Here is a 24,378-nt window from a genome sequence, read left to right as displayed (position 1 = left end):
CTAAATCCCGAAAAATGATTTTAGCACTGTAGCGACTACCACCAGAAATATACAGCTGCCAAACCAGGCTGCAGCGACCTTATTGGTATCAGGCTCCCCGGCGTTCCACTTGTTAAAGACCTTGATAGCGCCTATGATGCCAACTACTGAACCGATAGCGTACATCAGGTCACACCCGGTATCGAAATAGCCTTTTACCTTGTTGGTCGCTTCCTGGATTCCGGCATTACCATCCTGGGCGAAGCAGGAAAGCGAAAAAATATAATTGAATGTTAGCCAGGCGCAGCAGAACATCAGGGTTTTCAGAAAGGCCTGTTTTTTTGCTTGTTTTATTGAATTGTCCATTGTAAAATTTTTCAGGTTAAAAATCGAGTTGATTAGTCCCACAGGTTTTCCAGTTCCTTCAGACTTACCGAAAAAGGCGCATGGTCACGGATAAACTCATTGATCTTGCCGATATTCGGGCTGGAACCGATGCGCCCGTATTTTTCGCTGATCATGGCTGCAAGGGAAAAGAAATCCTGCTTGGTTCCATCTTCTTTGGCCAGGACTGCAAAAATCTCCTTCAGCTCCTGCAGTACATCGGGAACTAGTCCGAGCTGGTCTGACTTACTGTTCCCATCATGCTGAGATCCGGCATTTCCCGCTGCAAAATTCAATGCGCCCATACTTATTATCTCTAATCCTTCAGGCATCCTGGATCTGCCCATGACCTCAGGGGCAGCAGGATAATCCAGATCTGCACCTTGCCCGGATTCAGCATCAGGTGCTGTTACTCCTTTGTTCAGGCCACCCGAAAGGCAAGTCATGGCATCCTTCCGATAGACCGTAAGCCCGAGTAACAGATACCAAACGGCACTTAAAACAGCATAGAAAATGAAAAAAGTTGTCCAGGAAAATTGTTGTAACATACATTTAAGATTTCGTGGCAGGCACCATTGCCTGCCTTTGTCGGTACAAATGTTGGGAAGGGAAAGATTTTTGGTTCAGTAGTACGCGCGTACTACCTAACGTTTTTCTTTCACCTGAAGATTAATACCCGTAGCGGCCTTTTTGATCCTCTGGAATCCAGGCGTCACTATCTTCTATCCGTTTTGCAACGAGCTGCTGCATTTCATCTAGGTACCTTGTCTTACTCATTGATTTACGTCTTTTGATATCTGCGAAGCGCTTAAAGTAGCCTGAGATATTCACCTGGAAGAACTGACCAAAAAAATCCATCAGCTCGGATAAGCTGATTTTGCCCCCGTTCACCTGCCCTGTTTCATAAACCCCGTACACCAGCTCGACCATATTGACCGCTTCTCCTGTCCACTTTAATCCTTTGACTGCGTTTGTATCCACACCACTCTCTGCGCCCTTTCTCATTTCGATCTCCTGTGATAAAATCTTTTGAAGCTTTTCATAGGCCATAAATTTGGAAAACAGATAATCTGCCGCTGTTGAAAAAGCCGGATCCACTTCTGGCACCTCGGAAAAACCGATGAGTTGACTACCGCCACCCCTGATAAAATAGCGTTCGTCGAGATCGGTAGCCCTCATCCGGTAATACTGGTAAAGAAATTCATTTTGGCGAAAGAAACGGTCAATGAAGGATAGCTGTGACTCCAGGTGTGCAAGCTGCTTTTCCTTACCCAGCAAGGGCATGCCGTTCTCTATCGCATACCGCTCAGTAATCAGGATCAGTTGCGCATAAATCTGAGGCTTACCCTTTTTAAAAAAATAAATTTCCTCCTGCTGATCGGCAAAACCGATTTTGGAGATTTCGAGTTTTAGCTGTACCAGGGCTTTCTGAACAAGTGCAAGACCGCTCTTTAGTTTCTCCATTGCGTCATTGATGTTAGCGGTTTCTTCTACCTGAAGTAAAAGCTGGGCATAAAGTTTTTCTGATAGTTTTTCCAGATTCATAACAATACATTTTTGGTTATTGAACTGAGCAGCATTTATTCAGATACCGGAAAAGCAGGCTTTTAAGCGGTCTCGCATAACAAAAGCGAATAAATTCCGTTAAAAAAGAATACATCCTTCCGACAGGACAATATTAGCCAGGTAAATACGCTGAAGAGTTGATTTGTGACACAATCGACAAGCTATGCAAAAAAGAGCTACCGAAGAAGCCGATCTATTGGAAACGCTGAGCTTCATTGCACCGCTTCCTGCTCCCCTGCAGAACAGGGTAAATGAAGAGGTGGTCACAGAGAGTTTTAGCCGCAAACATCTCCTTCTCAGGCCGGGTGAAACCGCCAGAAGACTATACTTCATCCGCAATGGTTTTCTACGTGCCTATTTCATTGATGAAAATGGCAAAGAGTGCACCACCTGGTTTATGGGAAAGGGGGATCTGATGATTTCTGTTTACAGCTTTTTCACCCAAAAACCAGCTCATGAATACATAGAAGTACTTCAGGATTGTAAATTGCAGTCGATCAGCTGGCAGCAGTTGAACGCCTATTACGCAGATTTTCCTCAGGGCAATCTGCTGGGCAGGATCGTTATACAGAAGTATTATATTATGAGCGAGGAAAGGGCAATTTTCCTGCGTACCCAGACCCCAAATCTGCGCTATGAAAAATTGCATGAACAGCATCCCGATATTGAGCAGCAAACCAGTCAGAACAATATCGCTTCTTACCTTGGAATCAGCCGCGAAACGCTGAGCAGGATTCGGCGTAAAAAAATGCAAATGTGTCACAAGACACAAAACAGGCAAGATTCATCTCCGGTTTTTAACTAGAAAATTAATGTTATGAAAACAAATTTCAAAATTGTGATACTTTTTATATTGCTTTCCTTCGGGTGCAAAAAGGATCAGATGGATGAAAACACAACTCAAACTGATCCTGCGGAAAATGTTACCTTATCTTTAAGTGAAGCTCAGAAGTATATTTCACGGATTGACCCAGACAGCAGTAAGGTATTGGAAAAAATCCATATCGACTGGCAACTTGCAAAAAGTGTTGCCACCAGGGATGGAAATAAATGGACGGTTCTGCTGGATGGGCAGCCGACCTATCAAAACTATAAACAGGGATACAGGGAGCTTGTCATATTAAGGAATTACAAAACTTCCCGGATTGAGGCTAAAATTCTGGAAATCATACCAGAGGCGCTGTACCTGCAGGAAAAACGAACGGCAAAAGCATCTGATTTCACCGGGCGGATATTTGAATATGACCTTAACTATAGACTGACCGGTGGCAGACTTTACAGCGATGGTAAGCCCGTTGGAATAATACAGCAGTTTTCACCACAAGCCTATGCAAACCTGAAGTTTAAAGAAGTAAATCCCTTCAGCGGAGTACAGGGAAAACTCATGCTCCTGGCGGTTGCAACCTGCGATTGGCTTCAGGACACCTATATAGATGCAGAGGGGGATTTTACTGTTCATTCTACTAAGGTTTGCTCTACTACCTATATTGATGATAGTGGTGGCGGAGGTGGAGGCGGCTATTACGATGGGGTCGGTGGTGATTCATCCGGTCCACAACATGGCGGCGGGGGCGGAAGTTCACCATCATCTCCTCCTCCCCCATCCAATCTTCCCGGTGAGGATAAAAGTCCGGTCAATCCTAAAGAAATGATGAAATGCTTTTCTAAAATTTCAGATGTAAATGCAGCCTGCGTTGTTAGGGTATATGTTGTGGAACCCCAACCGGGAACCTATTTCAATGTCGGTGCCAACAGTTTCGGCCATGTTGCCATTTCATTGAGCAAAACCAGCGGCAGCACCACCATTACCCAAACGGTTGGCTTTTATCCTACAGGAACAGGATTGGAGAAGCTAACATCAAAATCACAGATTTTGGACAATGGAGATATGGAATATGATATAGGCGCAACATATTATGTAACTGGTGAAAGTTTTCAAAAAGTAATTGATTACGTCAGCAACCCACCAACAAACTACCATTTCTTGGATTATAATTGCTCAGCATTCGTTTACGGGGCGGGCCAGGCAGGTGGCATTCCAATCCCAGACCCAACGACTCAAATTGGATTGGGTGGACCTGGTGGGGCCAGTTTTGCCAAAACACCCGCAGGAATGGCAAGCGCTTTGCGGGAACAAAAAGCAGCTAATCCAAAATCAGATATCAACGAAGCTGGAGGGCGTGTTCCTGGAAGCAATGGGCCTTGTAAATAGAATATTATGAAAAAGAAAATCAAAATTTGGATCATCATAATTGTTTCAATTGTGATTATAACTAATTTACCACCAGTTAATTATTTTCTCGAAGAAAATTACAGTTATCAAAATAACGATGCTAGCTTTATTTACGTTGAACAACCAGGGAAAGGTTTAGATTATGAGGTGGGACAAATAAGATTTAAACGGTTTCAAAAACAGAATCCAGATAAAGATCAGACACTTTATCGAACTTTCACTCTAAAACCATGGAAATTTTGGGAATGGTGGCAGATGCTTAGACATTTCGAAAGATTCAAGCTACCATACTATTCAAAAATTAGCTAATACATTTTACATAGCTTCATGCGTTATAATGCCGCAGGTGCTTTTTACCGGAATTATCGAATCTATGGCAAAAAAGGCAGCTATTGAACGATACCGATAAACTTCCATATCAGATTGGGATTGTGGCAAGGAATATTTTGGTTTCCGGGAGTGTATAACGATCGTTTCGATAAAGAAGTGGGACAATGCGTTCTCACCGTAGCGTTTGGGACAACTGCAGCAAATGGTATTAAGCAGCAAATCCATAATTCCAAGAAAAGGAATGCCGACAATACTTACCGATGACCTAACAGGGGAAATGGTTGATGGAAGAACCGAGCGAAGAACGGCTGACCGAAATTGCACTTACCCAAATTCCATCAAATTAATGGAGGCTTGCACTATTGATAAGGATTACCCGTTTGCAGGTGAGGCCACCCCGCTAGAATATACTAATCACTCAGCTCTTAACATTAGTCTGTGGATCTAGAACATGGATTTTGACCATTTGAAAAATTAGTCTTGGTTTCATATTTTAGTTAATGTTAAAACCAAATGTTTGCTGTTTACGATAAATACCAAAGACTCATGATTAGCCTACAGTTGATTAGGGAAGCTATTTTAAAAGCGCATGTTGAAAAACGGCAGCTGCGTCAAAATAAGGTACGCTGATCAAGAAGCTAATCAAACATACCGGGAAGAAACTGCCGACAACTATAACGTTCCGGGGCTTATCGAATTTGAATCATCCAATCTATAAATTATTACGGTTTCCTTATCGCTACTAATAAAACATTATTTTTTCTGGTCAAAATAGAACATCACCGATCTTAACAGTATGCGCTATCCGCCTTGAGTTCTCCACCAAAAACAAAATCTTTTCCACATTTCGTGATTTGCTAACAATTTTAGTTTTATGTTTGTTGTATATTTTTAATACTAAAAATAATAGCTAAAAAATTAAGTTAATTATCATGGATGCTAAAAGGGAATTGTTTCAAAAATTGCAACAGGATATCCTGTTGTGGCAGGGTTTTAAACCTGTGGCCTCAAGCAAAACTGAGCGTATTGGCCTTGGAGATATAGAAGATGCTTTCCCTGGTGGCGTGTTCCCGAAAAAGGCAATCCATGAATTTATTACCGTAGTCCCCGAACAATCGGCGGCAAGCGATGGCTTTATCGCAGGACTGCTGGCCATACTCATGGAAAATGGTGCGGCATGCGTATGGGCAAGCACATCACGCCGTTTGTTCCCTGCATCACTGGGACTTTTCAATGTTGAGGCTGAGCGCATTATTTTTATGGATGTCCAGACCGAAAAGGATGTACTATGGATTACAGAAGAAGCCCTCAAATGCGAGGGGCTCGCGGCAGTAGTCGCCGAGGTCAATAATCTCTCACTTATCGAATCTCGAAGATTGCAGCTGGCTGTAGAATCAAGTGGCGTTACAGGTTTTATACTTCGAAAAGATGAAAATAAAACCGCTAGTACAGTCGCCACGGCTAGGTGGAGGATCAGTCCCATGCCTTCTCAAACAGAAGATGGAATGCCGGGACTGGGGTTTCCCCGCTGGCAGGTCGAGCTGCTGAAGGTGCGCAACGGGAATCCTGGAAACTTCGTGCTGGAATGGGCGGGAGAAAAATTCGTGGAAATTAAGAAAATCAAAAAACAGCTTGTTTGGTCTGAAATGGAGGGCAGGCAGATTGGATAGATCTCATGCAAAGGCGTTTTGTTTCCATATGGTTCCGCCAGCTGCTAGCTGACTGGCAGCTTATCCGCAGGCCCGAGCTTTCCGGCGTACCCTTTGTTTTTGCTGCGCCCGACCATGGCCGAATGCTGATCACTGCGGTGAGCGAACTGGCCCATAGTTTCGGTGTCGAGGTTGGAATGCGTGCTGCCGATGCAAAGGCTATTTGTCCCGGACTTGAGGTTCTGGACGATAAACCTGGAAGACCGAAAAAACTGCTCAAAGGGCTTGGCGAATGGTGCGTGCGCTATTCGCCAATAGTTGCCATCGATGAATTTGCAATGGATGGACTGCTGCTTGAGGCAAGCGGATGCTGCCATCTTTGGGGCGGGGAACGCGGATACCTAAAAGAAATCGTTTCCAGGCTAAAAAGCAAGGGCTATACGGTTCGCGTTGCAATAGCCGATACGCCTGGGGCTGCCTGGGCAGTTTCCCATTATGGAAAAGTGACCCCGCTGATCCCGATCGGCGAGCATGTGGATGCGCTGCTTAACCTGGTACCTGATGCCCTACGCCTTGAGGAAACAGTGTTGGCCAAACTCCGGAAACTTGGATTTTACCAGATCAAAAGTTTTATCGGGATGCCCAGATCGGTATTACGCAGGCGATTTGGGGAAGATTTTCTGCTGCGATTGGCCCAAGCCATTGGTACAGAAAATGAAGTCCTTCTTCCCCTTCAGGTGCCTGTGGGGTTCAGCGAAAGGCTGGCCTGCCTGGAGCCCATCAAAACGCGAAACGGAATAGAGATCGCCATTAATAAATTGCTTAAAAACCTGTGCAAGCGCATGCAGGCTGAAGGAAAGGGATTAAGGTCCGGCGTGCTTAGCTGCTACCGGATCGACGGCAAAGTGGTACAGGTTGATATCGGCACAAGTGGCGCCTCACATAGCCTCAGCCACCTTTTCAAGCTTTTCCAGCTGAAGATCGATCAAATCAGGCCAGCCCTGGGCATTGAGCTTTTTGTGCTGGATGCACCGAGAGTGGATGATGTGGAGGTCCCCCAGGAAGAAATGTGGTCATCAAAGCCGGGACTTGATGACAAGAGCGTGATCAAACTACTCGACCGTGTAGCTGGAAAGGTCGGTTTTCAGGTGATACATCGCTATCTGCCCGCCAAAAGGTATTGGCCAGAACGGGCAATACTCAAAGCGGCATCGGTAACAGAAAAACCGAATGCGCCATGGCGGGTCGACAGGCCTCGGCCTACGGAGCTTCTTCAAACTCCAGCCCCTATAGAAGTGATGGCCATTATCCCCGATCATCCCCCTAAGTTTTTTATATATAAGGGTGTTCGACATATTGTTACAAAAGCCGATGGACCGGAGCGCATCGAGCGGGAATGGTGGCTGGATCAGGGTGAGCACAGGGATTATTACCAGGTGGAGGATGAGCAGGGCGGCCGCTACTGGCTGTTCCGTTCCGGGCATTACGGGGGAGAAAATAAGCATAAATGGTTTATCCATGGATTTTTTGCATAAGGAAGATAGTTATGGCGTATAGCGAATTACAGGTGACATCGAATTTTAGTTTCTTACGAGGGGCATCGCATGCCCATGAACTGGTGGAACAGGCGGAGGCTTTTGGATATCAAAAAATAGCGATCACTGACCGTAACACCTTGGCCGGAATTGTCCGGGCTCATGCGGCATGCAGGGAAAAAAACGTAAAGCTTATTCCGGCCTGCAGGCTGGATCTGCTGGATGGACCGAGCTTACTGGCCTATCCAACCGACAGGGAAGCTTACGGCAGATTATCGGCACTGCTCACCCTTGGCAATATGCGGACCGAAAAAGGATCCTGCCACATTTCAAGGGCGGATGTCTATGCCCATAGCAAGGGAATCATCTTTTGCATTGTGATGCCTGGAGAGCTCAACCGCAGGTTTGAATACGAGGCGAGCTTTATTAGTGCGGTTGCTGAATACAAGCAGGCACTGAACGGGCAGTTATATTTGGCGGCTACCAGATCCTATATGGGAAATGATGATAAACTGATCTTTAGGACGTCACAGCTTTCAAATTTTTATAGCATTCCGGTAGTGGCAACGGGCGATATCCATTACCATGATCCCTCGCGCAGGGAACTGCAGGATGTGCTAACATGCGTGCGGGAAAAATGCACCGTTCAGGAGGCGGGGTTCCGATTGCACCAGAATGCAGAGCGCTATATGAAAGAGGTTGCAGAAATGGAACGATTGTTCAGAAGATATCCAAGTGCGATCAAAAATACAATGGTGATTGCCGAGGCCAGTAATTTTTCTTTGGATGAACTGAAATACGTTTATCCAGAAGAGATCAATCAGAGCGGCAGGTGTCCAATGGAGGAGCTGGAGTTTCTTACTTGGAAAGGGGCACATGAGTTTTACGGTGAAGACATCCCTGAAAAAGTGGTTAAGATGATCCACCATGAAATGGAATTTGTAAGGCAGATGGATTATGCCAATTATTTTCTTTTTGTGGAAGATATTGTGCGGGAGGCCAGGTCACGCGGGATCCTATGCCAGGGACGGGGCTCGGCGGCCAACTCTGCCATTTGTTTTGTTTTAGGGATCACATCAGTAAATCCGATGAAATTCGACCTGCTTTTTGAGCGTTTTATTTCCCCCGCCAGAAACGAGCCCCCTGATATCGATGTGGATTTTGAGCATGAGCGAAGAGAAGAAATCATCCAGTATATCTACAATAAATACGGGCGTGACCGGGCGGCAATCGTAGCAACAGTTACCCAGCAGCACCAAAAGGGCGCAATCCGGGATGTGGGAAAAGCAATGGGGCTTTCGGTGGATACTATTAATAGGCTTTCAAGTTCCATTTGGGAGTTTACCGATGAATGGTTCGAGGGAAAAAGGATTACTGAACAGGGCCTGAATCCAAACGATCCGCACCTAAAAAAAACGCTGGAGCTTACCTCTCAGATGATGGGCTTTCCGCGGCAGCTTGGCCAGCACACTGGGGGATTTGTAGTAACCCAGGGGAAGCTTACGGATCTCTGCCCTATCCTTAATGCCAGGATGGAGGACCGCACGAACATCGAGTGGAATAAAGATGACATCGATGCCCTAGGCTTTTTGAAGGTGGATGTATTGGCCCTTGGCATGCTTACCTGCATACGCAAAGCGTTCGACCTTTGCCGCGATCATTATGGAAAGCAGTTTACACTGTCCAATATTCCACAGGATGATCCCGAGGTTTATGACATGATCTGTCTGGCCGATACGCTTGGCGTATTCCAGATCGAGAGTAGGGCGCAGATGTCCATGCTTCCCAGGTTAAAGCCACGGGAATTTTATGATCTGGTGATAGAGGTGGCAATCGTTCGGCCAGGGCCGATACAGGGAGATATGGTTCATCCCTATCTGCGAAGGCGAAATGGCGAAGAGCCAGTGGTATACCCTTCGCCGGAGCTGGAAGAAATCCTGGGACGAACTCTCGGTGTCCCCTTGTTCCAGGAACAGGCAATGAAAATTGCAATCGTTGCAGCAGGATTTACCCCGGCCGAAGCCGATGGATTGCGAAGAAGTATGGCAACGTTCAAATTCAAGGGCCTGGTGAACCAATATGAGCAGAAGCTAATAGATGGAATGCTGGCCAAAGGATATACCCTAGAGTTTGCAAAGCGGATATTCAAACAACTGGAGGGATTTGGAAGCTATGGTTTTCCAGAATCGCATGCGGCAAGTTTCGCGCTGCTGGTGTATGTGTCATGTTGGCTGAAACATTATTACCCGGATGTTTTTGCAGCGGCACTGCTTAACAGCATGCCGATGGGATTTTACCAGCCTGCTCAGATTGTTATCGATGCCCAGAAACAAACCGTCGAGGTGCGCGAGGTAGATGTTAACTATTCTTTGTGGGATAATAAGCTCGAAGAAAAATCGGGCAAATATTTTGCGATGCGTTTGGGATTCCGGCAGATCAGCGGTATCAGGGTCGATGATGTCGATACCCTGGTCGATGGACGTGGCGAAGGATATAAAAGCGTTACCGCGCTTCGTGATGCAGGGGTTTCAATCGTTGCACTGGAGAGATTGGCTGACGCGGATGCTTTTCGGTCTATGGGAATGGATCGGCGCAAGGCGCTCTGGGAAGTTTCGGCTTTGCAGGATATGCCAGTAGAATTATTCAAGGGACAGGCATCTGAAAGTGTGCTGGAAACGCAGGTCGAATTGCCGCTTATGGGAAAGGGGGAACACGTGGTGCAGGATTATGCTAGCATAGGGCTTTCGCTCAAAGCACATCCGGTGAGTTTCGTGCGGTCGCAACTGGATATGCTCAATATCCGCAGTTGCCACCATATCAATAATGATTCTACAGATGGGCAGCTGGTAAAGGTCGCGGGATTGGTACTGGTACGCCAGCGTCCCGGAACTGCGGGCGGGGTTTGTTTTATCACCATAGAAGATGAAACGGGATCTTCTAATCTGGTTGTATTTGAAAAACTGTTCGAAACCTACCGCAAGGAAATATTGCATGCAAGGCTACTAATGGTGGAAGGCCGGTTGCAGCGTGAGGGAAAGGTGGTACACGTGATCGTGAGCAAGTGTTTTGATTTTACAAAAATGCTGGGCAAGTTGGTGCAGCGAGAAGTTGATGAGTTGCCGGTGTTGACTTTAGCTCGAGGCGATGAAAAAACGGCACCTTATCCATCACAGAATAAGCGGGCGCTGGTTCGTGAAGAAGCACCTAATAAGGCTTTTCATGGTGGTAGGAATTTCAAATAATGTGCTTTAGAGACATTGATAAAATTTTTATCTTTAGTATTGATTTTAACAAAAATAGATGGAAGAAAACACGGTGACCCTGATTGTTGGACTGGCTGGAATTATTGCAACTTTGTTAGTAGCCGTTATAGGCTTTTACTATACACATAAATCACAGGCTAACTCTTTTCGAGAACAACTTTACAGTAGGCAAATAGATTTGATTTCGAAGCTTTTTCACTATCATGGAAGGTTTAAGATTTTTTCTACGCTGATAATAGAAAATCATTTCAAAGAAGAAGCGCTAGAAGACATTAGGGATATACTTCGGGATCATTCGATAGCAAAAGAAGAAGCCGGGGCAATTTTTCCAACGGAATTATATGAACAATTAAGGGACGTTTCAGATGCTATGTCCATTTTTATGGAACGTCAGGAAAACGATATTTTGCTGTCAAGAGAAGACCAATTTGTTTTTAATTCAGCAGATGTAAAGTTTGCGCTTCTTTCTAGGTCACTTTTAGGAGTCGATGAATTATCAATTGGAAATATCCAACTTACATCTTCTTGGAAAAGCTTTAAACGAGTAAAAAATATTGATGGTGGATATTTTGATAGATTTGTTAGAGCAAAAATGGATGTGGACACAAACAATACATAACTGCATAAGAATATCTTGATTTAACGGATACTTTTTAACTATGGAAGGAAAACTACATCATGTTTCGGATAAGCGAAAAGTTAAGCTTGTTATTTATGAAATACAGGATACAGGAGAGGATATAGCAATGCAAGAAGTTGTAACATTGAAAGCTGGTAAGGCAACGATAAAATTTGACAATCCCAATTCCACTGCTATGTATCTCAATGCATCGGAACGTGAATTGAAGGTAGCAAAAAGTTTACATAAAGAATTGATAGAGCCGAAGATTTCGACGAGATCCTCGTATGACCTATCCGATGAAGATGTAGTTAAGTTATATGATTATTTCGAGCATATAAGAATAAGTATTATTATGGCTTATACAGCCGTTGAGTGCCTATGCAATGCTCTAATACCTAAAGAATATTCTTATATTGAAAAAACTACTGATGGCGAAAGAGTGTGGGATTTTAAGGAAATACAAAGATGGAAGTCTACGACTCAGAAGTTGCGCCAAATTCTACCTAATGCCTTGGCAATGAGAGATCCTGGACAGTTTAAATCATATTCCACATTTTGCAGGTTAGAGAGCATAAGAAACGAAGTTATACATACGCGGAGCATTCTACCCAAAGACTTAAAGATGGAAGATCGATTGGATTTTCAGTTACTTCAGCCAAGAGTATTTGGCATTGTTGGTTCAGCTAAATCATTAATCAAGGAGATACACGCATCGCTGCCGTATAACAAAGAGGTACCAATGCTTTATGACACGGAGGACGTTGTCAAAATAAAAACTAACTCCTGGGAGGACCTTGGACTTACCAGAGTTGGGCAATGGAACCCAAATATATCAATCAAGGACTCCTAAATTAAAACTAAAATCTATTACGCAGCTAAATTGCGGTGTTGATACCGACCTTCGCAAAGAAGTATAATGGAATTAGGACTCGATAGAAATGAAATTTATAGAGGAAAACGAAGAAAAATATTGGGTAATATCCAATCGCAATGATTTAGAAGAGATTTTTGCGGATATAGATGGAGGGGAACAGTTTGCCTGCAAATTTAGATTTGTGGAAAGACAATTATTTATTTCGCTCCTCAAAAAATTGGGGATAAAAAATAAGCAATTTGCGGAGACCTATTATCATTATGATTCTGTAAAGAAATTACATATTTCAGAAAGCCAATTTGGTTACGTATGGATTAGTACTGTTGGGCTAGTTGCAAGTCGAAAATCAACATCGAATCGTGCAGTAAATTCGTGCATGAACCAGTATGTCGTAATTTCTCTGTTGTTGGAAAATGCAATCAAGGTAATCGAAGATGAAAAGGTATATGATATGGATTCCTATCAATTTGAACTTTTAAATAATTTGTCTCCTGCGATTTATCAAAATGTTGTGTTTTATATCGAGGTATTTTGCAAAGCGTACTTGTCTCTCACACAAACTGTCCCCCCACATACTCATAGTTTAAGTTTGATATACCAAAAAACGGTGGAGGTCATGACTAGTAAAAATCATGACGACTCGTTATTTCAGGTAATCGTCCTTGAACCGCTATATAGATTTGTTGACCATGTTAGAAATATACCAGGCGGGTTTAGGGAACACTTTATTAAGTATGACGATAATCCGCAAGATGACACAGCTATATTATTTGATTTAGTGGGGTTGAATGAATTGGAAAACCTTTTAACCTTGAGCGAGGACTTTATTGTCGACTATTATTACCGCGGAGATGATACACATTATCTAAAATCCAACCTATTTCAAAGATTGTTAAAAAAGGCAGATACTGAGGATAAAAAGAAAAGAATCTATTCCTTATATCCACACTTAGCAACAAAAATCAAGTAGTTACCCAAGAACATACTTTTTCAATTTATACCTATAATGGTAAAGTAGGCGTCGTCTTCTCTTTTGACCATGAGATCTAAATGTTCTTCAAATGTCACCAGGTTTAATACTTCGTCCTTTAAAAAAGTAGTAAACACTTCCATATCAGTATCAGTCTTTACCCGCACTTCAAGGGTTTCACTGGTTTTCCATTCGGTCGAAACGATTTCCGGATATGAACCCATCAAAAGTGAAGGAAAGCCTTTTCGAGAAAAAGCTTCGGAAAGATGAACGGCTATCTCCCACGTAAATGGCTGTAGCTCATCATCGTCAGTTTGCCACTGCATGCCCCTATGCTCATCCTGCCACATGCTGCCCGCAAACTTTCCGTCAAACAGAACGCTATAGCATTCCCCTGCCTCCTCAACTGTTGCCTGTATATTTCCTCTATCTGTAGGAAGGTCAAAAACATATCTTTCCATGGTGTTAATTTTTAGTATAAATGCATTGTGAGCTTTTTTGTTTTAGCAATAAACTTGGCATAATGCCTGGCAAGAAAATAAACGTCAAAACTAAGTGAAGTTTTCCTGAGCCGAAGAGAGCACCTTATGCATATCTATTCCCTTTCCCAGTACGCCCATAAATAAATCGCCTGTTTCTTTTAACCTGTCGATAGCGTTGAAGATGGTAAAATCGCGCATTTTCAGTCCCGGTTTAACTTCGTCCCAGAGCAAAGGCATCGAGACCGTCGCGCCGGGTTTTGGCCTGAGTGAATAAACGCCAGCAATGGTCGCACCTGGCCTGTTTTGCAAAAAGTCAAGATACATTTTACCACCCCGCTTAGAAATGCTGCGTTCCAGCGTGGTGAATTTCGGCAGTTCCCGGTGGACCTGCCGAACAATCAAATTGGCAAATAATTGCGATTGTTCGTAGGTGTACTCTGCGCCCAGTGGGATATAAATATGGATGCCGGTTGAACCAGAGGTTTTAGCGAAGCCCGGTACGCCGATACTGTCGAGCACATCCTTGGTTACCAGTGCAGCCTTGATCACCTGCTCAAAAGTGTTTTTATCGGGATCCAGGTCAATCACGCAATAGTCTGGATTATCCGGAGAAGCAGCCCTGCTGAACCAAGGGTTCATTTCTATACAGCCAAGGCTTGCCATCCATAAAAGAGTTGCCCTGTCTCTGCCCAGAAGATAGCTTTTTTCTTCGCCCTTTTCATTGGTATGTGGCATGGTATGCGCCCATGTCGGTGCGGTTTCCTTAACGTTCTTTTGATAAAAACTTTCTCCATGGATTCCGCCCGGAAACCTGTTGAGTGACATTGGCCTGTCCAAAAGATAGGGAACCATGAACGGCGCTACGGCATCATAATAGTTGAACATATCGCGCTTGGTCACCTTATCTTCCGGCCAGTAAAGCTTGTCCAGGTTGGTAAACTTCAGGATATGTCCATCGATTTTCTTTCCCTGAATCTGCGAGCTGCCTTCCAATAGGGGCTTTGTGGTTTTTAGGCTTTTGCCCTTAGCAGGTTTTATGGCCTTCGTAGGCTTCTCTGAGTTTTCTTCAGTCAATTTCTGTTCAAGTTTCACTTCATGAACAAGTGTCTGTGTATCCGCCTCGAGTTCCAGAATAACTTCTTTGGGATCTTTGTCTTTCCTTAATCCCTTAAATGATGCCTGACGTACTTTCCCGTCGCTGGTCAGCTCGGCAAACTCGATCTCGCAGATGAGTTTTGGTTTTAGCCATGTTGGCTTTGCTCCAAGTCGCTGAGGTTTGAACTGTGATGGCTCGTCCACATCGGGCGTGGTTTCAAAGGGACAGGTTTTTGTGGCCAGCTTATCGAACTCATCCATGAGTTCCTTTTGAGTAGTTTGATTGAATCCGGTGCCTACCTTACCGATATATTTCAGCTTTCCCTTACCATCATATACGCCTAAGGCAAGTGCGCTAAAATATTTTTCGGTCCCTTCGTTTCGCGTGTATCCGCCGATCGCTACTTCCTGCCTTCTCTTCGCCTTTATCTTCAGCCATTCCCTAGATCTGCTATCGGAGGAATAAAAGCTATCTGCCCGCTTGGCGATAATACCTTCCAGCTTCATCCGCTTGGCGGCATGAAAAAAGTCTATGCCTGAGGTAAGGTAGGCCTGGCTTAATTTTATGCTTTCATGTTCTTTGGGCACAATGGCTTCAAGTACCTGGCGCCTTTGATTAAGTGTTAGGGATAAAAGCGAATAGCCTTGGAGCCAAAGGATATCAAACAGATAATAGTGCAGTTTTGCCCGCTGGGTATTCTTCCAGTTCTGAAGGGCGCCAAAGTCGGCCGAACCATCTTCCTTTAATGCTACGATCTCCCCGTCCAGAATGGCATTGAGGTTCAGGCTGTCGAGTGATTCGGAAATGGAGGTAAACTGGGTGAATTCCAAATTGTTCCTGGAATAGATCTCTGTTCGTCCTTTCTTTAAATAGGAAATGGCACGGTAGCCGTCCCACTTAATCTCATACAGCCAGCCAGGCTCATCAAAAGGTTCGTCAACCAATGTAGCTTTCATCGGTTTTATCCCCGAGGGCATCGTAGTTTCTTCCACCGACCGGACAATGTCTTGAATATCTGGCGGAAGAGTGTCGAGAAATCCCTTCGCTTTTGCTGAACCGGTCTTCTGGGATTTGAGGTTTTTCTTTAACGGCTTATCGGTAAGCTCTATCCATACGGGTGCGTGGTCGCTAGCCCCTTCCCAGCCCCGCACGTGTTTATCAACATCCCCTTCTTTTAATTTTTCCGCAAGATCCGCGGTCAATAAAAAGTGGTCCAGTCTTAAGCCCGCATTCCGCTCATAGGCTTTTCGCAGGTAATCCCAATAGGTATAAATGGCAGAAGTTGGATACAGGGTTCTGATGGCATCCGTCCATCCCTGATCCAATAGAGATTGATAATTGGCTCTGATCTCAGGCCTGAAGAGTGCGTCGTTTTTGTATTTCTCAGGCTTATAAGTATCAAGGTCGGTGGGCATCACGTTGTAGTCACCAACTAGCATAACCGGAAGCCCTGTTGCAATAAGCGTTTTCGCATGGTCGATCAATCTTGAAAACCAGCGTTTTTTGAATTCATATTTAGGCCCGGGATATGGGTTGCCGAAGGGAAGATAAATGCAACCAATCACGGTATCGTAAGTAAAAACCTCTAGATACCTGCTGTGGGTATATTCATCATCTTCCCCTGGCAGGTCATTCCTGAGTTCCTTGATCTCTTTTTTGGATAGAACCGCAACGCCGTTCCACGCCTTTTGTCCATGCCATTTGGCATGGTATCCGGCATCGTTGATTTTTCTGATAGGAAAAGATTTATCCTCGCATTTGAGCTCTTGCAGGCATAAAATATCCGGATCGGCCTCTTTAAGCCATTTCAGAAGGGTTTCGATGCGGCCATTAACGCCGTTTATATTATAGGTGGCAATCTTCATGCGGCTAAAAAAAGCCCCTTTCGGAGCTCGTTTTTTATTTTACCTTTTTTTCGATGTCTTTTCGCTGGTTGCCGGCGCTCGATTTCACGTCTCTTATTTTATCTGGTTTGACATCTAGCTTATTTGCTTCATATTTGATTTCGTGGTCCTGGTTGGAAACCGAATTGCGCTCCACTCTTGTTCCTCTTGCCATAATATTATCTTTTAGTTAACAATATAATAACATCTGATCTTGGAATTGGTTTTTAGCTTTAATATGGCTAGTTATAGTTGCTTACCATAAAACGCATATAGCCACCCAAGACTCAGGAACACCCGATCTATTTAGATCATGAATAACCATTATGTCATGTATTTACTCAGGGGATGTCAATCATAAGGGTAAACATCCAGCATATATATATTCCCAAATGGTTTTGATTATTTCTCTTCTTCAAAACTATGGGTAAAAGAAAATGTTACCAAAAGAAAAACCGGAATATGAAAAACAGAAATTTACGATTTATCATTATGGGACTGGCAATGTCGGCCGCCATTGGGGCGCATGCCCAAAGAGGGCTACCGCCGAAAGAAGTTACCCGATCCCTTTCAGTAACCAAGTATGCACAGGTATTAGAATTTAAACCAGAGATGGTTAAACTGTTAAAAGTACCTGCCGGGTGGCAGGTGAATGTTGCTGCTTCAGGTTTGGGCAAACCCCGTATGCTTTATACCAGTCCTTCTGGAAATGTGTATGTGACCAGAAGAGATGGTGGCGACGTACTTTTACTGGAAGATAAAAACAAAGACGGCAAATTCGAAAATCTGATTACAGTTGTATCTGAATTTAAAGGTGTCCATGGCATAACCATGAAAGATAACTGGATGTACCTGTGCAATAGCAACGAAGTTCGCCGTTATCCGGTTAAACCAGATGGCACGCTTAATATTTATGGAAAAGAAACATTGATCAAAGACCTTCCGGACGGAGGTCAGCATCCAAACCGGACAATGGATTTTGGACCAGACGGGATGCTTTATATCAGTGTGGGTTCGTTATGCAACGACTGTAAGGAAAGTGATAAGGAAACGGCGGTAATGTTACAGGTTGATCCAAGAAACTGGAGTAGAAAACTTTATGCCAGTGGTCTTCGCAATACCATTGGTTTCGACTGGCATCCTCAGACCAAGGAACTTTGGGGTGTAGATAACGGAGGCGATGCAAAGGGCAGCGAATGGCCGCCGGAAGAAGTAAACCAGATAAAACAGGGCGCAGATTATGGTTTCCCATACGCCTATGGAAAAAGAGAGGTAGATAAGAGCCGGGAGGACCCCGCCGGAAATACAAAGGAAGAGGTTGTTAAAAATACCGAACCCTCTGTGCTGGAACTTACGGCACACATGGCTCCGATCGCCTTCACCTTTTTCAGGGGCGCATCAAATATCCCTGCAGAATGGTCGGGAGATGGACTGGTTGCGTGGCACGGCTCCTGGAATGCCGAAAAACCTGTGGGATTCAAAGTCCAGCGCATTCATTTTGAAAATGGTTCAGCAGTAAAAGCAGAAGATTTTCTAAGCGGCTTTTTACAGGGGGATTCCCGTTTTGGAAGACCTGCCGGGATTACCGTAACAAAAGAAGGAACAATTTACATTTCGGATGACGTGGGGATTTCAGGGATAGTAGACACCGGATTTCAATCCAAAGTGTGCACCCGGCTTTAGTCCCTGGATCCAGGGAAATTTGATTCAATCTGTACCAAAGATAAAAGTTCATCCGAAATTTCAGCTTTCCGTTTTTAAGTGCAGCGATCCGCTCTGCCAGGTCTTCAGAATAGATTTTGGATCCCTGATTCTCTAAAAGGCCCAATAGGCATCATTCAAAAGGTCCCCAGGTACGAAAAAACAGCCCATCTAAACCAGATCACCTAGCACAATCTAATTTTTCTTTTTAAGCGGATTTTAAAGCATCTGCAGCGCGTTTTATTACAAAGATGATAGAAGATTCGGGCAGGCTAAAAACCAAGTTTAAAAACGCTAAAAATCAGCCAACTGCACACTTTAAGCGGTAATCAGTGCACATTTTGGAGCGAAATGAGTGGTCATTTTGGTTAGGAATGAGTGGCCACTTTTCGGATAATCCCCACTTAAACTGCAGCAAAAACAATTTTTACACCGTCATCCGTAATCCAATTTATTGCGGAAAAGTAATTGTACCAAAATATAAAAATGAAGATGCATTTCTAGCGCAGGGATTACACGAAGCTTTGATTAGCGAAACAATGTTCTTTAATGTACAAGATATTTTAAATGGAAGGAAGAAAGAATTTGGTCAGCCCATTGCTACACCAGAGTCACTCGTTTTGCGCGGATTCTTGAAGTGCCCTAAGTGTCACCGATCCTTGAGTGGAAGTTCGTCAAAGGGAAAGAACAAACATTTTACTTATTATCACTGCACATCCGCTTGTGGAATCCGGTACAGGTCTGAAAGAGCTAATGAAGACTTTATAACGGAGCTCTTAGCGTACTTACCTAGGAAGGGTTATGATGAAATTTTTACCCAAACGATATCTGATGCATATCAAAATCAAGTTGGCTCTATCTTAGACGAGCGAAAAACTTATTCGACCCAAATCAGAGATTACAATAGAAAGATCGAAAAAGCGAGAGATTTGTTATTAGATAACGAGATTGATGCGGTCGACTTCAGAGCTATCAAAGTTGATTGCAATGAAAAAATCGCCATAATAGAATCAAAATTATCAGAGCTTAATGCAAAAAATAAGGCTGAATTAAACATTAAACCGATAGCTGAGCGGGCTATTAACAATTTGATGAATCTGGACGTATTTTACGAAAATTCCAGCGTTGAAGGTAAACGATACCTAATAAGTTGTTTATTTCCCGAAAAAATGGAATACAATGGAGACCGATATCGAACACCTAATGTTAACGAAATAGCTCAACATATCTATCTGAAAAACAAGGAGTTAGAATCAAAAAAAATGGGACGAAAATCTTCTGAAAAGACCTCGTCCCACTGGGGGTGGCTGATGGGGGATGAATCCACCAAAAAGGCCAACGATTTAACAGCCAATATAGTTACCTCTATGATGTCATAAGTTTTCATGATTGGCCTACTGACGCTAAAATTTATATCCCAAACCGATGCCAATATTTACTTTAGTCAACTTAGTTTTTGTTGTTGAGCCACTGATCGGAGCAATATTGGATGAATAAACAACATCACTAAATTCTACTTTTGAATCGCTATAGTCGACATTAGCCAAAAATGCTAATCTTTCGCTTATGCTTTGCTTTAATCCTATACCCACTAGATAATTGAAAGCTGTAGAAGATTTTTCGGCTTTGTTAATGTAGTAGTTTTGATTGTTTGCCGTAACAGCCAAATTTGTTGCGGGTTCTTTAATGCTGACGGCTCCTGCTAAAGCTCTAAAAAAAATATCCGTTTTCGTGCCTACAGGAAATGCATAATAAAACCCTGCGAGAAAAGAAGCAGAATTCCAGTTATCTGCGGTTACAGTCCAATTTGTACCACTGGTTCTAGCTGCCCTTTGCAAATCGGATTCACTAAAATCATTGTTATCAATTTTTACCAGGGCTTGGAGTCCAAAATTCTTAATGATCCTGTAATCGTAGCCTAAAGCGATGCTATAGCCTGTTTTTGCGTAACCTGCTAGTTCGTTATTTTCATCCTTACTCGCGAAATCATTGAGGGGAATGCTTGCCCCCAAGTGAAAGCTAACAGTACTTTTGTTTTGTGCATAGCTAGTCAATTGTGCCATTAAAAAGCACATTAAGAGCGTTAATCTGATTTTCATTTATAATCATTTTAATTGTTTGAAAGCTATTTTAATCCAACCATTTTTAGAAGCTCGGCTTCTTTGGCTGGATCATTTAGTTTGATGGTAATACTTACCTCGTAAGCCGACTTTAAAATACTAGGGCTTGTTTTTGCTTCAGCAACAGAATGTACATTTTCCATTAGATCGTAAACAGAAACCTGCAACAGTTCTGCAACTTCGTAAAGCCTGTTGATAGTTAAATCAGATTTTCCACTTTCGATTTTACTATATGCAGCCTGTTTTATGCCAAGTTCATTGGCGACATATTCCTGACTAAAACCTTTACTAGCCCGAATATTCCTGATTTTAAGCCCTAAATCATTCATGGATGTAAAATTATTGTATTGATTTTGAATTACTTATGACTTAAACGATTATTTTATTCATTAAAAGCTTGTTTTTATTCATTAAAGTAATGAATATTGCTGTATGGAATTATTACTTAAAAGAATAAATCATTTGTTTGACTTTTTAATAATGCAAATTGAATACCTATAATTTAAGTTATGATACATAATAATGAGTAATTGACGCTTAAACTTACTAGAGCAAATTAGAATATTATCGCTAAAAGGAATAATTACAATCTGACTACAAACAAATGGAAATTATACAAAAACGCCTCGCCAAAAGAACATCGATACCTCAAAATGCTGTATCGAAAAACAGAAAAACCCAAATAAAAAAACATACAACTATGCACACCAACACAATCCAATCATTGCTTACTGCTAAAGGCTTTAAAAAGGTGGTACCTACCGATGAAATATTGCAGGCGTTAGATAACATGACGTTGCACCGTTTCAACAAAATCTTAGATAATAAAGTAAAAATGACATTAGAGGAGGCAGCGGCTTTTGCTAATTGGTTAAGCGTTCCTATTGAAGATTTGACCACCACCCCTACCCAACAAACACACACCCTTGCAGACAAATTCGGACTAAATCATTAAGTCATGAGCAAACAAACTAAAACTATTTCTAATGCTTGGGAGGCAGAAGAAATAATAATTAAAATAATGGCGCAGCAGGATAAAATCAGAGCTTCCAGGGATCAGGCCAAACATAAGGCAATGAACGCTGCACGCGATGTACAGTATCGATTCTACATGTGCCAGGTTACAATTTTAGATAACCAGTTTATCGAACTAAAACAAAAAATCGATTTGATTTCCGAATTTTTAATTATACCACAATGATGACACCGGCAGAATATTTAGAAAGCCAGTCAAGGTACAGGAAACTTTCGCAAAGGCAATTACAGCTTGAGGCGCAAATTAAATTCAATCAGAATGATCCAGCCACTTTAAGCCAGCTAAGAGCCGAATATAGGCAGGTGACAACAGAACTATCAAGTATATTAATTAACAACATTGATCAATCATCAAATGGGAACACTAACTAAACGAGAAAAACAAATTTTAGAAGATTTTGGAAACGATCCAAACTATAGAATTGAAACAAACAGCCGCGGCCAAATCGTCGCAACTCCGTTAACCATTGGCAAAAGCAGTATGCAACGCTTTATTGATGGTGAACAATTTACGCTAACATGGGAGGCCAGCGCATTCGAAAATATTGTATTCAGATTTGACGAAAAAAGATGTGTGGTGGTTAATGACAGCGGTGCGGATAAATTGGGTGTCTTAGCCGTTTTGGGTACCGGATTTTTGTATAAAACTGGCAACCGGCCTACCACGATAATGAGTTTTAATGATGTAAATTTTGTGAGCCATGAAGGTTGTAAGTAAAATATTGCTTTACTGCATAATGTTCTATGCGGGAAATACATCTGCACAAACAGTTTACCAGCACGGTAACTACCAAGGGCAGCGCCGACCTGAATACATTAAACTTAGAGGAGTAATTACCAATAAATACATCAATAAGCGCTTAAGATGGATTTTTATTGATTACGGCGATAAACATTTAATTGTAAGTGTGGTTGATGCCAGAAAGTTTGAGAGCTTAAAACTTAATACGTCGGTCAAATTAGATAGCTGTTTTTTATTGGATTCTAATAAATGGAAAAGATGACGACAAATAAAAATTTCAGAGGTATAGTGTTTCGAAAGATCGATGATGATGATGAGACCTGCAAGTATGCCATTATGGAACTGGCCACGGGCAAATTTGTAGATCATGTATCTAAAAATGGTAGGATCGCTTTTAGGATAAATCCATTTAACGCGAACTATTTTTTAACTAGTGGTTACGCCGAACGTTGGTTGACAGAAAAGAATTTAGATCATACAAAATTTAAAGTTGTGGCTTTCGAAGAAGCTTATGAGAAAGAAACAAAAGAATTATGCGATTTTATCAATTACGGAATTTTACCTGATCTGGATATATGAAAAAGCCATTTGATACCTACAATGGTGGTAAAGCTGGTAACGGTACGTATCAGCAAATCATCAACCACATTCCAAAATGCGATGTTTTCGTCGATGCTATGGTCGGGAACGGAGGCATCGTTTATAATTTGGCTTTGCCTGCGCTAACGCATATCAATGACATTGACCCTTCTGTCATAGCCAAACATGATGTTGGGTGTTCTTCAACAAATATTATTAAAAGCAATGTCGACTACAAAGCATTAATAATAAAATATAGCGGTAGCGTAGGAAATGTTTTTATGTACTTTGATCCGCCATATCTATTTGAAACTATAAAAAGTAAGCGGCCATTGTATCGATATAGCTGGACAGAATCGGATCATATTATTTTCCTTTCAGCTGCATGCATAGCAGATTTTAACGTAATGATCTCACATTACCCATGCCCACTTTACGACGACATGCTCAAAGGTTGGTACACACATGATTTTCAGAGCATAACCAGACAGGGCTTAAGGACGGAACGAATTTACATGAACTACCCGCCACCGGTTATTTTACAAGACTTCCGCTATCTAGGGAAGGATTATAGGGAACGTCAACGAATAAAACGCAAGATTGAACGGCATATCAAAAGACTGGAAAAAATGCCAGCTGACGAAAGAACAGCGATCCTATCGTCGATCACAGTAAAATATAGTGCTACTACCGCAAAATTTATCGCACCTGGTCACACAGTTGAAAATAACTGTGAGGACCATACAGCCAAAAACGACTATGAGATCCTGAATCGTTCTAAAATATTTCCAGACGCGCCTTTAAATAAGAAGTTGTTGGCCATGGACACATTTCTAATCGACAAAATCAGATAAATATGAGCGACCAAACAAACAACCGTATCAATTTTAATGAAAATTGGAACGGTAAACTTCTTTGTAACTGTTTCACAACGATAAGGCTTTTTGATGTTAAATACGAATTGGGAGGTATTTACGACATATCATTAAAGGATAAAGTATCGGGTCCGGCCGAAATAGTTTTTCTAAAAGAAATAAATCTAAATCAGATAACAGTCGCAATGGCTTATACCGATATAGGCTATTCACCTGCCCAGGCGCGGGAGATGATTAAACAGTTTTATCCATCTGTTCCCGACATTGAAAATGCAAAATTTATCTACATCGTTCTAAAACGCACTACACAAGATGTTAACCTTTCTAACCAAATTAACAAATTCAGAACTGTTCAAGGTGCTGACATTCCAATACAGGGATGACTTCACTACATCAGCTTTACTATGGATGTTTATCATAGCTATAGCTCAAAAACTTCAACTAACTTTTTTCAACTAAT

At 42.5% G+C, this 24,378-nt stretch carries 26 protein-coding genes; 18 read left to right on the top strand and 8 right to left on the bottom strand.

Annotated elements, in window-relative coordinates; genetic code table 11:
- The 3 genes from ACTJKC_RS15220 to ACTJKC_RS15210 form a co-directional block, all read right to left on the bottom strand.
- Positions 1 to 345 carry a DUF4134 domain-containing protein gene (locus ACTJKC_RS15220; RefSeq protein WP_440793169.1) on the bottom strand — a complete coding sequence of 115 codons (345 nt, stop codon included), beginning with the start codon at positions 343 to 345 and terminating at the stop codon, positions 1 to 3.
- Positions 346 to 377: 32 nt separating this feature from the next.
- Positions 378 to 911, bottom strand: a complete 534-nt coding sequence (locus tag ACTJKC_RS15215; protein WP_440793167.1) for a hypothetical protein — start codon at positions 909 to 911, stop codon at positions 378 to 380.
- Between the two features lie 121 nt (positions 912 to 1,032).
- Positions 1,033 to 1,908: an RteC domain-containing protein gene (locus ACTJKC_RS15210; protein WP_440793165.1), complete on the bottom strand. Its 876-nt coding sequence runs from the start codon at positions 1,906 to 1,908 to the stop codon at positions 1,033 to 1,035.
- A gap of 184 nt (positions 1,909 to 2,092) precedes the next feature.
- Between ACTJKC_RS15210 and ACTJKC_RS15205 the strand changes: the two genes are divergently transcribed.
- From ACTJKC_RS15205 to ACTJKC_RS15165, 9 genes are all read left to right on the top strand, one after another.
- Positions 2,093 to 2,734 (top strand): Crp/Fnr family transcriptional regulator, encoded by a 642-nt coding sequence (locus tag ACTJKC_RS15205; RefSeq protein ID WP_440793163.1) that lies wholly within the window; start codon positions 2,093 to 2,095, stop codon positions 2,732 to 2,734.
- A gap of 12 nt (positions 2,735 to 2,746) precedes the next feature.
- Positions 2,747 to 4,141, top strand: coding sequence for a hypothetical protein (locus tag ACTJKC_RS15200; RefSeq protein WP_440793161.1), 1,395 nt, complete (start codon positions 2,747 to 2,749; stop codon positions 4,139 to 4,141).
- 6 nt (positions 4,142 to 4,147) lie between these two features.
- Positions 4,148 to 4,471: a hypothetical protein gene (locus ACTJKC_RS15195; protein WP_440793159.1), complete on the top strand. Its 324-nt coding sequence runs from the start codon at positions 4,148 to 4,150 to the stop codon at positions 4,469 to 4,471.
- Positions 4,472 to 5,424: 953 nt separating this feature from the next.
- The gene (locus ACTJKC_RS15190; RefSeq protein ID WP_440793157.1) at positions 5,425 to 6,162 is read left to right on the top strand and encodes an ImuA family protein; all 738 of its coding nucleotides are present in this window, start codon (positions 5,425 to 5,427) and stop codon (positions 6,160 to 6,162) included.
- 5 nt (positions 6,163 to 6,167) lie between these two features.
- Positions 6,168 to 7,676, top strand: a complete 1,509-nt coding sequence (locus ACTJKC_RS15185) for a Y-family DNA polymerase (RefSeq protein WP_440793155.1) — start codon at positions 6,168 to 6,170, stop codon at positions 7,674 to 7,676.
- An 11-nt stretch (positions 7,677 to 7,687) separates the two neighbouring features.
- Positions 7,688 to 10,918, top strand: a complete 3,231-nt coding sequence (locus ACTJKC_RS15180; protein ID WP_440793153.1) for an error-prone DNA polymerase — start codon at positions 7,688 to 7,690, stop codon at positions 10,916 to 10,918.
- Between the two features lie 58 nt (positions 10,919 to 10,976).
- A complete protein-coding gene (locus ACTJKC_RS15175) occupies positions 10,977 to 11,558 on the top strand; it encodes a hypothetical protein (RefSeq protein WP_440793151.1) in 582 nt (193 codons plus the stop codon).
- Positions 11,559 to 11,598: 40 nt separating this feature from the next.
- Complete coding sequence (locus ACTJKC_RS15170) at positions 11,599 to 12,411, top strand: hypothetical protein (RefSeq protein WP_440793149.1); 813 nt, start codon at positions 11,599 to 11,601, stop codon at positions 12,409 to 12,411.
- Positions 12,412 to 12,499: 88 nt separating this feature from the next.
- Complete coding sequence (locus ACTJKC_RS15165) at positions 12,500 to 13,405, top strand: hypothetical protein (RefSeq protein WP_440793147.1); 906 nt, start codon at positions 12,500 to 12,502, stop codon at positions 13,403 to 13,405.
- A gap of 20 nt (positions 13,406 to 13,425) precedes the next feature.
- On the opposite strand, the gene ACTJKC_RS15160 is transcribed toward ACTJKC_RS15165, so the two are convergent.
- The 3 genes from ACTJKC_RS15160 to ACTJKC_RS15150 form a co-directional block, all read right to left on the bottom strand.
- Positions 13,426 to 13,866, bottom strand: coding sequence for a hypothetical protein (locus tag ACTJKC_RS15160; protein ID WP_440793146.1), 441 nt, complete (start codon positions 13,864 to 13,866; stop codon positions 13,426 to 13,428).
- A gap of 90 nt (positions 13,867 to 13,956) precedes the next feature.
- Positions 13,957 to 16,848 carry a DNA ligase D gene (gene ligD, locus ACTJKC_RS15155; protein ID WP_440793144.1) on the bottom strand — a complete coding sequence of 964 codons (2,892 nt, stop codon included), beginning with the start codon at positions 16,846 to 16,848 and terminating at the stop codon, positions 13,957 to 13,959.
- 34 nt (positions 16,849 to 16,882) lie between these two features.
- Positions 16,883 to 17,041: a DUF3606 domain-containing protein gene (locus ACTJKC_RS15150; protein ID WP_440793142.1), complete on the bottom strand. Its 159-nt coding sequence runs from the start codon at positions 17,039 to 17,041 to the stop codon at positions 16,883 to 16,885.
- A 287-nt stretch (positions 17,042 to 17,328) separates the two neighbouring features.
- Here ACTJKC_RS15150 and ACTJKC_RS15145 point away from each other — a divergent pair, with 287 nt between their 5' ends.
- Complete coding sequence (locus tag ACTJKC_RS15145) at positions 17,329 to 18,549, top strand: PQQ-dependent sugar dehydrogenase (protein WP_440793140.1); 1,221 nt, start codon at positions 17,329 to 17,331, stop codon at positions 18,547 to 18,549.
- Positions 18,550 to 18,941: 392 nt separating this feature from the next.
- Positions 18,942 to 19,946 (top strand): recombinase family protein, encoded by a 1,005-nt coding sequence (locus ACTJKC_RS15140; protein WP_440793138.1) that lies wholly within the window; start codon positions 18,942 to 18,944, stop codon positions 19,944 to 19,946.
- A 24-nt stretch (positions 19,947 to 19,970) separates the two neighbouring features.
- Here the strand turns inward: ACTJKC_RS15140 and ACTJKC_RS15135 are convergent, their stop codons facing one another.
- Complete coding sequence (locus tag ACTJKC_RS15135; protein ID WP_440793136.1) at positions 19,971 to 20,666, bottom strand: outer membrane beta-barrel protein; 696 nt, start codon at positions 20,664 to 20,666, stop codon at positions 19,971 to 19,973.
- Between the two features lie 26 nt (positions 20,667 to 20,692).
- Positions 20,693 to 21,016, bottom strand: a complete 324-nt coding sequence (locus ACTJKC_RS15130; protein ID WP_440793134.1) for a helix-turn-helix domain-containing protein — start codon at positions 21,014 to 21,016, stop codon at positions 20,693 to 20,695.
- A 275-nt stretch (positions 21,017 to 21,291) separates the two neighbouring features.
- On the opposite strand from ACTJKC_RS15130, the gene ACTJKC_RS15125 reads away from it, so the two are divergent.
- The 7 genes from ACTJKC_RS15125 (at position 21,292) to ACTJKC_RS15095 (ending at position 24,301) form a co-directional block, all read left to right on the top strand.
- Complete coding sequence (locus ACTJKC_RS15125; protein ID WP_440793132.1) at positions 21,292 to 21,642, top strand: hypothetical protein; 351 nt, start codon at positions 21,292 to 21,294, stop codon at positions 21,640 to 21,642.
- A 3-nt stretch (positions 21,643 to 21,645) separates the two neighbouring features.
- On the top strand, positions 21,646 to 21,888 hold the full coding sequence (locus ACTJKC_RS15120) for a hypothetical protein (RefSeq protein WP_440793130.1): 243 nt from the start codon (positions 21,646 to 21,648) through the stop codon (positions 21,886 to 21,888).
- Between the two features lie 174 nt (positions 21,889 to 22,062).
- On the top strand, positions 22,063 to 22,440 hold the full coding sequence (locus ACTJKC_RS15115; protein ID WP_440793128.1) for a hypothetical protein: 378 nt from the start codon (positions 22,063 to 22,065) through the stop codon (positions 22,438 to 22,440).
- Positions 22,424 to 22,726, top strand: a complete 303-nt coding sequence (locus ACTJKC_RS15110; protein WP_440793126.1) for a hypothetical protein — start codon at positions 22,424 to 22,426, stop codon at positions 22,724 to 22,726. Before ACTJKC_RS15115 ends, ACTJKC_RS15110 begins: the two co-directional genes overlap by 17 nt.
- A complete protein-coding gene (locus tag ACTJKC_RS15105) occupies positions 22,723 to 23,043 on the top strand; it encodes a hypothetical protein (RefSeq protein ID WP_440793125.1) in 321 nt (106 codons plus the stop codon). Before ACTJKC_RS15110 ends, ACTJKC_RS15105 begins: the two co-directional genes overlap by 4 nt.
- A complete protein-coding gene (locus ACTJKC_RS15100) occupies positions 23,040 to 23,897 on the top strand; it encodes a hypothetical protein (protein WP_440793123.1) in 858 nt (285 codons plus the stop codon). Before ACTJKC_RS15105 ends, ACTJKC_RS15100 begins: the two co-directional genes overlap by 4 nt.
- Before the next feature lie 2 nt (positions 23,898 to 23,899).
- Positions 23,900 to 24,301 carry a hypothetical protein gene (locus tag ACTJKC_RS15095; protein WP_440793121.1) on the top strand — a complete coding sequence of 134 codons (402 nt, stop codon included), beginning with the start codon at positions 23,900 to 23,902 and terminating at the stop codon, positions 24,299 to 24,301.
- Positions 24,302 to 24,378: the final 77 nt, after the last annotated feature.

Source organism: Pedobacter sp. 22226 (genome assembly GCF_052045455.1).
GTDB classification, from domain to species: domain Bacteria; phylum Bacteroidota; class Bacteroidia; order Sphingobacteriales; family Sphingobacteriaceae; genus Pedobacter; species Pedobacter jeongneungensis.
This window is presented reverse-complemented; position numbering and strand designations above follow the sequence as displayed.

Bases quoted from the DNA above. Each gene is read 5' to 3' on its own strand.
- ACTJKC_RS15210 (WP_440793165.1), bottom strand. From the start codon at position 1,908: ATGAATCTGGAAAAACTATCAGAAAAACTTTATGCCCAGCTTTTACTT.
- ACTJKC_RS15175 (WP_440793151.1), top strand. From the start codon at position 10,977: ATGGAAGAAAACACGGTGACCCTGATTGTTGGACTGGCTGGAATTATT.
- ACTJKC_RS15170 (WP_440793149.1), top strand. From the start codon at position 11,599: ATGGAAGGAAAACTACATCATGTTTCGGATAAGCGAAAAGTTAAGCTT.
- ACTJKC_RS15110 (WP_440793126.1), top strand. From the start codon at position 22,424: ATGAAGGTTGTAAGTAAAATATTGCTTTACTGCATAATGTTCTATGCG.
- ACTJKC_RS15150 (WP_440793142.1), bottom strand. From the start codon at position 17,041: ATGGCAAGAGGAACAAGAGTGGAGCGCAATTCGGTTTCCAACCAGGAC.
- ACTJKC_RS15100 (WP_440793123.1), top strand. From the start codon at position 23,040: ATGAAAAAGCCATTTGATACCTACAATGGTGGTAAAGCTGGTAACGGT.
- ACTJKC_RS15125 (WP_440793132.1), top strand. From the start codon at position 21,292: ATGGAAATTATACAAAAACGCCTCGCCAAAAGAACATCGATACCTCAA.
- ACTJKC_RS15145 (WP_440793140.1), top strand. From the start codon at position 17,329: ATGAAAAACAGAAATTTACGATTTATCATTATGGGACTGGCAATGTCG.
- ACTJKC_RS15195 (WP_440793159.1), top strand. From the start codon at position 4,148: ATGAAAAAGAAAATCAAAATTTGGATCATCATAATTGTTTCAATTGTG.
- ACTJKC_RS15165 (WP_440793147.1), top strand. From the start codon at position 12,500: ATGAAATTTATAGAGGAAAACGAAGAAAAATATTGGGTAATATCCAAT.
- ACTJKC_RS15120 (WP_440793130.1), top strand. From the start codon at position 21,646: ATGAGCAAACAAACTAAAACTATTTCTAATGCTTGGGAGGCAGAAGAA.
- ACTJKC_RS15185 (WP_440793155.1), top strand. From the start codon at position 6,168: ATGCAAAGGCGTTTTGTTTCCATATGGTTCCGCCAGCTGCTAGCTGAC.
- ACTJKC_RS15220 (WP_440793169.1), bottom strand. From the start codon at position 345: ATGGACAATTCAATAAAACAAGCAAAAAAACAGGCCTTTCTGAAAACC.
- ACTJKC_RS15140 (WP_440793138.1), top strand. From the start codon at position 18,942: ATGAGTGGCCACTTTTCGGATAATCCCCACTTAAACTGCAGCAAAAAC.
- ACTJKC_RS15205 (WP_440793163.1), top strand. From the start codon at position 2,093: ATGCAAAAAAGAGCTACCGAAGAAGCCGATCTATTGGAAACGCTGAGC.
- ACTJKC_RS15105 (WP_440793125.1), top strand. From the start codon at position 22,723: ATGACGACAAATAAAAATTTCAGAGGTATAGTGTTTCGAAAGATCGAT.
- ACTJKC_RS15135 (WP_440793136.1), bottom strand. From the start codon at position 20,666: ATGAAAATCAGATTAACGCTCTTAATGTGCTTTTTAATGGCACAATTG.
- ACTJKC_RS15180 (WP_440793153.1), top strand. From the start codon at position 7,688: ATGGCGTATAGCGAATTACAGGTGACATCGAATTTTAGTTTCTTACGA.
- ACTJKC_RS15190 (WP_440793157.1), top strand. From the start codon at position 5,425: ATGGATGCTAAAAGGGAATTGTTTCAAAAATTGCAACAGGATATCCTG.
- ACTJKC_RS15130 (WP_440793134.1), bottom strand. From the start codon at position 21,016: ATGAATGATTTAGGGCTTAAAATCAGGAATATTCGGGCTAGTAAAGGT.
- ACTJKC_RS15095 (WP_440793121.1), top strand. From the start codon at position 23,900: ATGAGCGACCAAACAAACAACCGTATCAATTTTAATGAAAATTGGAAC.
- ACTJKC_RS15160 (WP_440793146.1), bottom strand. From the start codon at position 13,866: ATGGAAAGATATGTTTTTGACCTTCCTACAGATAGAGGAAATATACAG.
- ACTJKC_RS15200 (WP_440793161.1), top strand. From the start codon at position 2,747: ATGAAAACAAATTTCAAAATTGTGATACTTTTTATATTGCTTTCCTTC.
- ACTJKC_RS15215 (WP_440793167.1), bottom strand. From the start codon at position 911: ATGTTACAACAATTTTCCTGGACAACTTTTTTCATTTTCTATGCTGTT.
- ligD (WP_440793144.1), bottom strand. From the start codon at position 16,848: ATGAAGATTGCCACCTATAATATAAACGGCGTTAATGGCCGCATCGAA.